Raw genomic sequence first — 6,752 nt, forward strand, 5'->3', positions numbered from 1 at the left:
CGCGTCGCCGTGGCGGCCCCCGCCGCCTGGGTGCGCGTCGCTCAACGGACCAGCCGTGCCGCGGCCATCCCCTGGACCGGCGGACAAGAGCGACCTGACGCCGGCAGGTCTCCTGGCTCGCGGGTCACAGCCACGGTGCCGTACCTTCCCAGATCGAACGGTCGACCCGTTCGGTCCAGTGGCTGTGCCCTTGATGGGGCACGTCCGGCACCGCGCTCGCCGCTTACAGTTGCAGGGACAGCCGCGGATTGGGGCGGCTCGACGGCCGCCTTTCACCGTGTTCCCTTTTAAGCCCCTTGTGGGGGCACCGGCGCGATCGGGGGTTGGGGTAGGGGGTGTGGGGGCGGGGGGCAAGCTTCTTCGATCCCTCTCCCCCACGGGGAGAGGGAAGGGGCCCGCTGCCGTCAGGCAGTGGGAAGGGTGAGGGGATGCCGCGGGCGATGCGCTGCTTGGCGGCCCCTCACCCTCCCACCGCTTCGCGGCGGGCCCCTCCCTCTCCCCGGAGGGGAGAGGGGCCACATCGGCAGCGCACGGGCGTCCTGATGCTCCCGGTGGGGAGAGGGTGCTTTTGCGTAAGTGGTTTGCGTCGTGCGCGGTTTGGGGTAGCGAGCGGATATGGCTTCCATGATCGCATGCGATGTCGCGATCGTCGGTGCGGGTCTGGCGGGTAGCCTGGTCGCACTGGCGCTGAAAGGACGGCACCCGGACCTCGACGTCCGGCTGGTCGATGCGGGCGACAGCATCGGCGGCAACCACCTGTGGTCGTTCTTCGGCAGCGATGTCGCGCGCGGCGACCGCTGGATCGTGGAGCGCGCCGTCGCCCATGCCTGGGCCAGCTATGACGTGGCGTTTCCGGCGCATGGCCGGACGATCGCGCAGCCCTATTACTCGATCGAGAGCAGCCGGCTGGACCGGGTGGTGCGCGCCACCCTGCCCGAACAGGCGCTGCTGCTAGGGCGCAAGGCGCTGGGCGTATCGGCGACCGCGGTGGTGCTGGCCGATGGCGACCGGATCGAGGCAAAGGGCGTGATCGACACGCGCGGGACCGGCGACCTGTCCACGCTGGATTGCGGATGGCAGAAATTCGTCGGGCGCGAACTGGCGCTGGCGGCGCCGCACGGGCGCGAGCGGCCGGTGGTGATGGATGCGACGGTGAAGCAGGTGGACGGTTACCGCTTCGTCTACGTCCTGCCCTTCGGGGTCGACCGCATCTTCGTCGAGGACACCTATTATTCGACCTCCGCCGACCTCAACCGCGGGGCGATCGTGCCGCGGCTGGAGCGATATGCCGCGGCAATGGACTGGGACGTCACCGAGGTCGTCCGCGAGGAAGCCGGCGTGTTGCCGGTGGCGATGGGCGGCAATTTCGAGGCCTATTGGCGATCGGGCGGGGCCAAGACGCCCAAGGCCGGGATGCGCGCCGGGCTGTTCCACCCGACCACCGGCTATTCGCTGCCCGATGCGATCCGCACGGCCAGCGCGATCGCGGCGCGGCGCGACTTTGCAGGCGCGGACCTGCACGACCTGACCTATGGTCTGGCGCGCGACGCCTGGGACGCGCGCAAATTCTATCGTATGCTCGACACCATGCTGTTTCGGGCCGCCGAGCCCGAGGAACGCTACCGCGTGCTTGAGCGCTTCTATCGACTGGCGCCCGGCCTTATCGGGCGCTTCTATGCAGGACAATCGACCATGGCCGACAAGGCGCGTATCCTGACCGGCCGGCCGCCGGTGCCGATCGGCCGCGCGATCTCCGCGCTGAGGGGGGCCCGCGCATGAAGACCGCGATCGTCATCGGGTCGGGTTTCGGCGGGCTGGCGCTCGCCATCCGCCTGCAATCGGCGGGCGTGCAGACCACGATCGTGGAGTCGCGCGACAAGCCGGGCGGGCGGGCCTATTACTGGGAACGCGACGGCTTCACCTTCGATGCCGGGCCGACCGTTATCACCGATCCCAACTGCCTGCGCGAGCTGTGGCAATTGACCGGCCGCGAGATGGCGGACGATGTGGTGCTCGATCCGGTCAACCCCTTCTACCGGCTGAACTGGGTCGACGGGACCAATTTCGACTATACCAACGAGGACACGCTGCTGCGCTCCGAGATCGCCAAGCTGGAGCCGGACGATGTTGCCGGGTACCAGCGCTTCCTCGACTATGCGGCGGGCGTGTACCGGGAAGGCTATGAAAAGCTGGGCCATGTCGCGTTCCTCGACTTCGCGTCGATGGTGAAGGCGGCGCCGGCCCTGGCGAAGTACCAAGCGTGGAACTCGGTCTACGCGATGGTGTCCAAGTTCGTGAAGTCGGAGAAGCTGCGCGAGGCCTTGTCCTTCCACACGCTGCTGGTCGGCGGCAATCCGATGACGACGAGCGCGATCTATGCGCTGATCCACAAGCTGGAGCGCGACGGCGGCGTGTGGTTCGCGCGCGGCGGCACCAACCGGCTGGTCGCCGCGATGGTGACGCAGTTCGAGCGGATTGGCGGCGTGGTACGGCTGGGCGATCCCGTCACGCGGATCGAGACGCTGGGTGACCGCGCGACGGGCGTGGTGACCAGGAGCGGCTGGACCGGGCAGGCGGATGCGATCGCGTCCAACGCGGACATCATGCACAGCTACCGCGACCTGCTGGGCGACAATCGCTCGGCCAAGCGCGTGACCAACCGGCTGGAGCGCAAGAAATATTCGCCGTCGCTGTTCGTGGTGCATTTCGGGATCAAAGGGACGTGGCCGGGCATCCCGCACCACATGATCCTGTTCGGGCCGCGCTATAAGGGGCTGCTGACCGACATCTACGATCACGGGGTGCTGGCAGAGGATTTCTCGCTCTATCTGCACCACCCGACCGTCACCGATCCCAGCCTTGCGCCCGAGGGGCATTCGACCTTCTACGCGCTGGCGCCGGTGCCGCACATGGGCAAGTTCCCGATGGACTGGGCCGAGGTCGGGCCGATCCTGGAAAAGCGCATCCTGGACGAGGTCGGCCGGCGGCTGATCCCCGATATCCATGAGCGGATCGTAACCAAATTCTCCTATGCGCCCAGCGACTTCGCGACCGACCTGAACGCGCATATGGGCTCGGCCTTCTCGCTGGAGCCGATCCTGACGCAGAGCGCCTATTTCCGGGTGCACAACCGCGACGATGCGATCCCGAACCTGTATTTCGTGGGTGCCGGCACGCATCCGGGGGCGGGGATTCCGGGCGTGGTCGGCTCGGCCAAGGCGACGGCGCGGCTGATGCTGGAGGATCGCTGAGGGGGAGCGGGCCGGCACCGCTCTAATCGAGCCGATCCACATCCTCGTCATGGCCGGTGCCGGAGCTGAGAAACGCCAGCCCCATCAATGCACCGGCCAGCATCACCGATCCGCCGACGCCGGCGATGACGCCCAGCATCGTCACCAGGTGCAACGGCCCGAAACTGTGCGCCAGCGCCGCGATCGCCACCGCCACTGCAATGGCCGAAGCGAGCGTCATCCACGCCATGATCTCGCGGAACCGGGCCCAGGCAAAGGCCGCCTGATCCGGGTCGCCGAGCCCCTGCGGATCAGCCACGCCGCGGCACTCGTCCGGCGGGCAGGCGCGACAGGACCCCTTGCGCCACCGCCAGTACCTCGTGCCGGACGGGGTGGCGCACCGCAAAGATCGCCACCCCCCAGCCTGCACAGCCGAGCAGCGCGCACAGGGCAAGCTGCCCGAAATGCATCGCGGCCGGCGCGACGAACCAGCGATAGGCGGCGAGCAGCGGCGCGATCGTCGCGATCGTGGCGATCAGGCTTTGCGCATAGATGACGAGCATCGCCCGCCAGCGGAATCCGGTCAGCGTCTGCATCAGACCGACATAGATCGCGAACCACGCAATGCCATAGCCCAGCCGCGACACCGCCGCCCACTCAAGCCCCCAAAGCGCTCCAAGCAGCAGCAGCCCGACCGACGCCACGGTATCGGCGACGTTGAGCAGCACCAGCCGGCGGATACGGCCGAGCAGGATCGGCAGCTCGATATGCAGCGGCAGCGCGGTAAAGAAGACCTGCGCCAGCGACACCCAGAGCAGCAGCGGCGCGACACCGACCCAGCGTGGGCCGTACAGCATAAGCACGATCGGCGTCGCGGCGGCGCCAAGGAACGCCATCGCCGGCCAGGTCGCCGCGCTATAGGCCGCGACGACGCGCTGATAGGGCGCACCCAGCGGGGCGCCCTCGTCGCGCAGGCGCGCAAAGGCGGGGTAGAAGACGCCGTCCACTGCGCCGCTGACCAGCATCTGCAACTGCGCGGCAAGGCTGACGGCGCGGCCGTACAGCCCAACCGCGGTCAGCGTCAGCACGCGGCCGATGACGAGCTCGGGACTGCGGGTGCCGACCGCCGAGCTGATATAAAGAAGCGACGCGTTCGATCCGAAGCGCAGGATCGGCCCCGCGCCCTTCAGCCGCGGTGGAAAGGGCGGGCGGGCACCGCTGCGCCACAGGCCGATCGCGGCGCGCGCGCCCTGCTGCGCGACCGCGGCCCAGGCGAGCGAAAAGGCGGAATGGCCACCCGCCGCCAGCCCCAGCGCGACGGCGGCATTGACCACCGCGGCACCGACATTGACGAGAAAGATCGAGCGAAAATCCATGTCGCGCTGAAGCAAGGCGCTGGGCACGATGCCAAAGGGGACAAGCAGGTACGACCCCGCCACGATCGCCAGCAGCGGCGTCAGGCGCGCATCGCCATAGAAGCGCGCCACCGGCCAGGCGAGCGCGAGGATAACGAAGCCGATGCTGAGCGCAAAGATCAGCGATACCGAAAAACAGGTGCGGATCTGCGCGTCGCTCAGGTCCTTTTCGCCGGAAATGAACCGGCTGATCCCGAAATCCTGCAGGATCGACACCATCATCGCCGCCGACAATGCGATCGAATACAGCCCCATCTCGGGCGGGGAGAGAAAGAAGCGGGAGATCACCACGCTGACCACGAACTGGATCGCAAACGCGATATATTGCGCGCCCATCGACCACAGGGCCGCGCCGCGTACGGTCGCCGCGTGGCTCATCGCCGCGCCAACGCCAGCGCAAGCCGTGCGGCGGCAAGCGGGTGCCCCGACCGGACCATGCGTCCGGCGGCGCGCCAAAGGCCGGGTGTGCGGCGATGCCGCGGCGTTTCGCGCAGATAATCCAGCAGCGCCCGGTGTGCGGGCCCGGCCAAGGCATCGCCATCGTAGAGCGAACCTTCGATCAGCGCGGCGCGCACGCCCCGCGCCGTACCCGGTGTGCTGAACAGGGCGTCGAGATCGCCGAGCGGGGGCAAGCGTTCCAGACCTTGGGTGGGATCGGGCCGTCCGTCCGCCCGGTGGCGATGCGCGGCCAGCGCGACCGCGGCACCGTAACGCTGCTCCAGCCCGTGACGGCGGGACACCTGATCGGGCGATCCGCGATAGTGCAGCAAGCGCTCTGGCAGGCTGGTGATCCGCGTCCGCTCCGACAGGCGCAGCCACAGGTCGTAATCCTCGCTGTGGCGATAGGCCGCACGGTAGCCGCCCACCGCAAGGACGAGGTCGCGTCGCATCATCACCGAGGGGTGACAGATCAGCGCGCCGCCGGGAAGGGCCGCGCGAAACGCGGCGTCGTCGGTCGGATAGGCGACCGACCAGTCGCGGCGTACCGCGCCGTGCACGTCGATGCCGATGACGCCGGTGCCAAGAACACCGTGATCGGTGTGCGCCGACAGGAACCGCATCTGCGCGGCAAAGCGCTCGGGCAATGCGACGTCGTCGCCATCCATGCGCGCGATCAGCGGGGCACGCGCCTCGGCGATCATCCGGTTCAGGCTGAAGATCAGCCCGCGATTGGGCTGGTGGAAGGCACGGATGCGGGGATCGGCGGCGGCGTAGCGGTCGATGATCGCACCCGATCCGTCGGTTGCGCCGTCATCGACGATCAGGAATTCGAAGTTCCGGACGCTCTGCGCGAGAATGCTCTCGATCGCCTCCGCCAGAAAGGGCGCGTCGTTATGGACGCTTAGCACCACTGAAATGGCCGGGGTGGCGAACATGGAAGGGGGCGACGCGTACATGGACCCGCCCTAGCCCAAGGGCATGAACAACAGGTTGCCCGAACAGCCGCCTGAAGGCCGCCACCCAGGGCCGCTAGGGCCACATGACGGGTGTTTGACGGAAAAAGTGCAGAAATGTGAAAACGGGTGTTGACGGGTTGAGTGTGCTGGCCTAGATGGCTGTCACCGCAGCGACGGACCGGACGGTTCGGAAGCGAGGCGGTGATCGAGATAGGCGGGCTTGATGACCTTGGGAACGGGGTTGATTGAGCGACGCCGGTATTCTTGTCTTTGACATTGTGATTGAGATGAAGGGACATGTGGGCGGCGGCTTGCGGTCTTAGGCGTTCAAGGCGTCTAAAGGTCGTTTAAAGCATAAGCCGGTTCATGGTCTTATCGGGGCATTCGTGCTTTGGTGGGATCACTCATATGTCTCGTTACATACACCATATGTAATGTGCAGGAACTGGCTCCTTGAAGTGAGCGGTTTCATCGTGGTTATTCCGCTGCGATGAAGTCGAGCATCAAACTTGAGAGTTTGATCCTGGCTCAGAACGAACGCTGGCGGCATGCCTAACACATGCAAGTCGAACGAAGGCTTCGGCCTTAGTGGCGCACGGGTGCGTAACGCGTGGGAATCTGCCCTTGGGTTCGGAATAACAGCGGGAAACTGCTGCTAATACCGGATGACGACGAAAGTCCAAAGATTTATCGCCTGAGGATGAGCCCGC

At 66.9% G+C, this 6,752-nt stretch carries 5 protein-coding genes, 1 rRNA gene and 1 riboswitch (1 of these 7 only partly in view); of the genes, 3 read left to right on the forward strand and 3 right to left on the reverse strand.

What is annotated here, in order from left to right; translation table 11 throughout:
* Positions 1 to 84: 84 nt before the first annotated feature.
* Positions 85 to 327: riboswitch (cobalamin riboswitch) on the reverse strand.
* A 288-nt stretch (positions 328 to 615) separates the two neighbouring features.
* Positions 616 to 1,779: a lycopene beta-cyclase CrtY gene (gene crtY / locus NPJ82_RS01870; protein ID WP_342658167.1), complete on the forward strand. Its 1,164-nt coding sequence runs from the start codon at positions 616 to 618 to the stop codon at positions 1,777 to 1,779.
* On the forward strand, positions 1,776 to 3,251 hold the full coding sequence (locus NPJ82_RS01875) for a phytoene desaturase (protein WP_342658168.1): 1,476 nt from the start codon (positions 1,776 to 1,778) through the stop codon (positions 3,249 to 3,251). The genes crtY and NPJ82_RS01875 overlap by 4 nt, the downstream gene beginning before the upstream one ends.
* A 22-nt stretch (positions 3,252 to 3,273) precedes the next feature.
* On the opposite strand, the gene NPJ82_RS01880 is transcribed toward NPJ82_RS01875, so the two are convergent.
* The 3 genes from NPJ82_RS01880 to NPJ82_RS01890 are packed head-to-tail and all read right to left on the reverse strand — an operon-like array spanning position 3,274 to position 6,042.
* Entirely contained in the window at positions 3,274 to 3,549 is a 276-nt protein-coding gene (locus NPJ82_RS01880) for a hypothetical protein (protein WP_112384060.1), read from the reverse strand.
* On the reverse strand, positions 3,542 to 5,023 hold the full coding sequence (locus NPJ82_RS01885) for an oligosaccharide flippase family protein (protein WP_342658169.1): 1,482 nt from the start codon (positions 5,021 to 5,023) through the stop codon (positions 3,542 to 3,544). The genes NPJ82_RS01880 and NPJ82_RS01885 overlap by 8 nt, the downstream gene beginning before the upstream one ends.
* Complete coding sequence (locus tag NPJ82_RS01890; protein ID WP_342658170.1) at positions 5,020 to 6,042, reverse strand: glycosyltransferase; 1,023 nt, start codon at positions 6,040 to 6,042, stop codon at positions 5,020 to 5,022. The genes NPJ82_RS01885 and NPJ82_RS01890 overlap by 4 nt, the downstream gene beginning before the upstream one ends.
* A 505-nt stretch (positions 6,043 to 6,547) precedes the next feature.
* Here NPJ82_RS01890 and NPJ82_RS01895 point away from each other — a divergent pair.
* Positions 6,548 to 6,752, forward strand: a 16S ribosomal RNA gene (locus NPJ82_RS01895); it runs 1,282 nt beyond the window's last position.

This window comes from Sphingomonas sp. NY01 (genome assembly GCF_038809135.1).
Lineage (GTDB): Bacteria > Pseudomonadota > Alphaproteobacteria > Sphingomonadales > Sphingomonadaceae > Sphingomonas > Sphingomonas carotinifaciens.

Coding starts and splice junctions, on each gene's coding strand:
- NPJ82_RS01885 (WP_342658169.1), bottom strand. CDS start 5,023: ATGAGCCACGCGGCGACCGTACGCGGCGCGGCCCTGTGGTCGATGGGC.
- NPJ82_RS01890 (WP_342658170.1), bottom strand. CDS start 6,042: ATGTACGCGTCGCCCCCTTCCATGTTCGCCACCCCGGCCATTTCAGTG.
- NPJ82_RS01875 (WP_342658168.1), top strand. CDS start 1,776: ATGAAGACCGCGATCGTCATCGGGTCGGGTTTCGGCGGGCTGGCGCTC.
- crtY (WP_342658167.1), top strand. CDS start 616: ATGGCTTCCATGATCGCATGCGATGTCGCGATCGTCGGTGCGGGTCTG.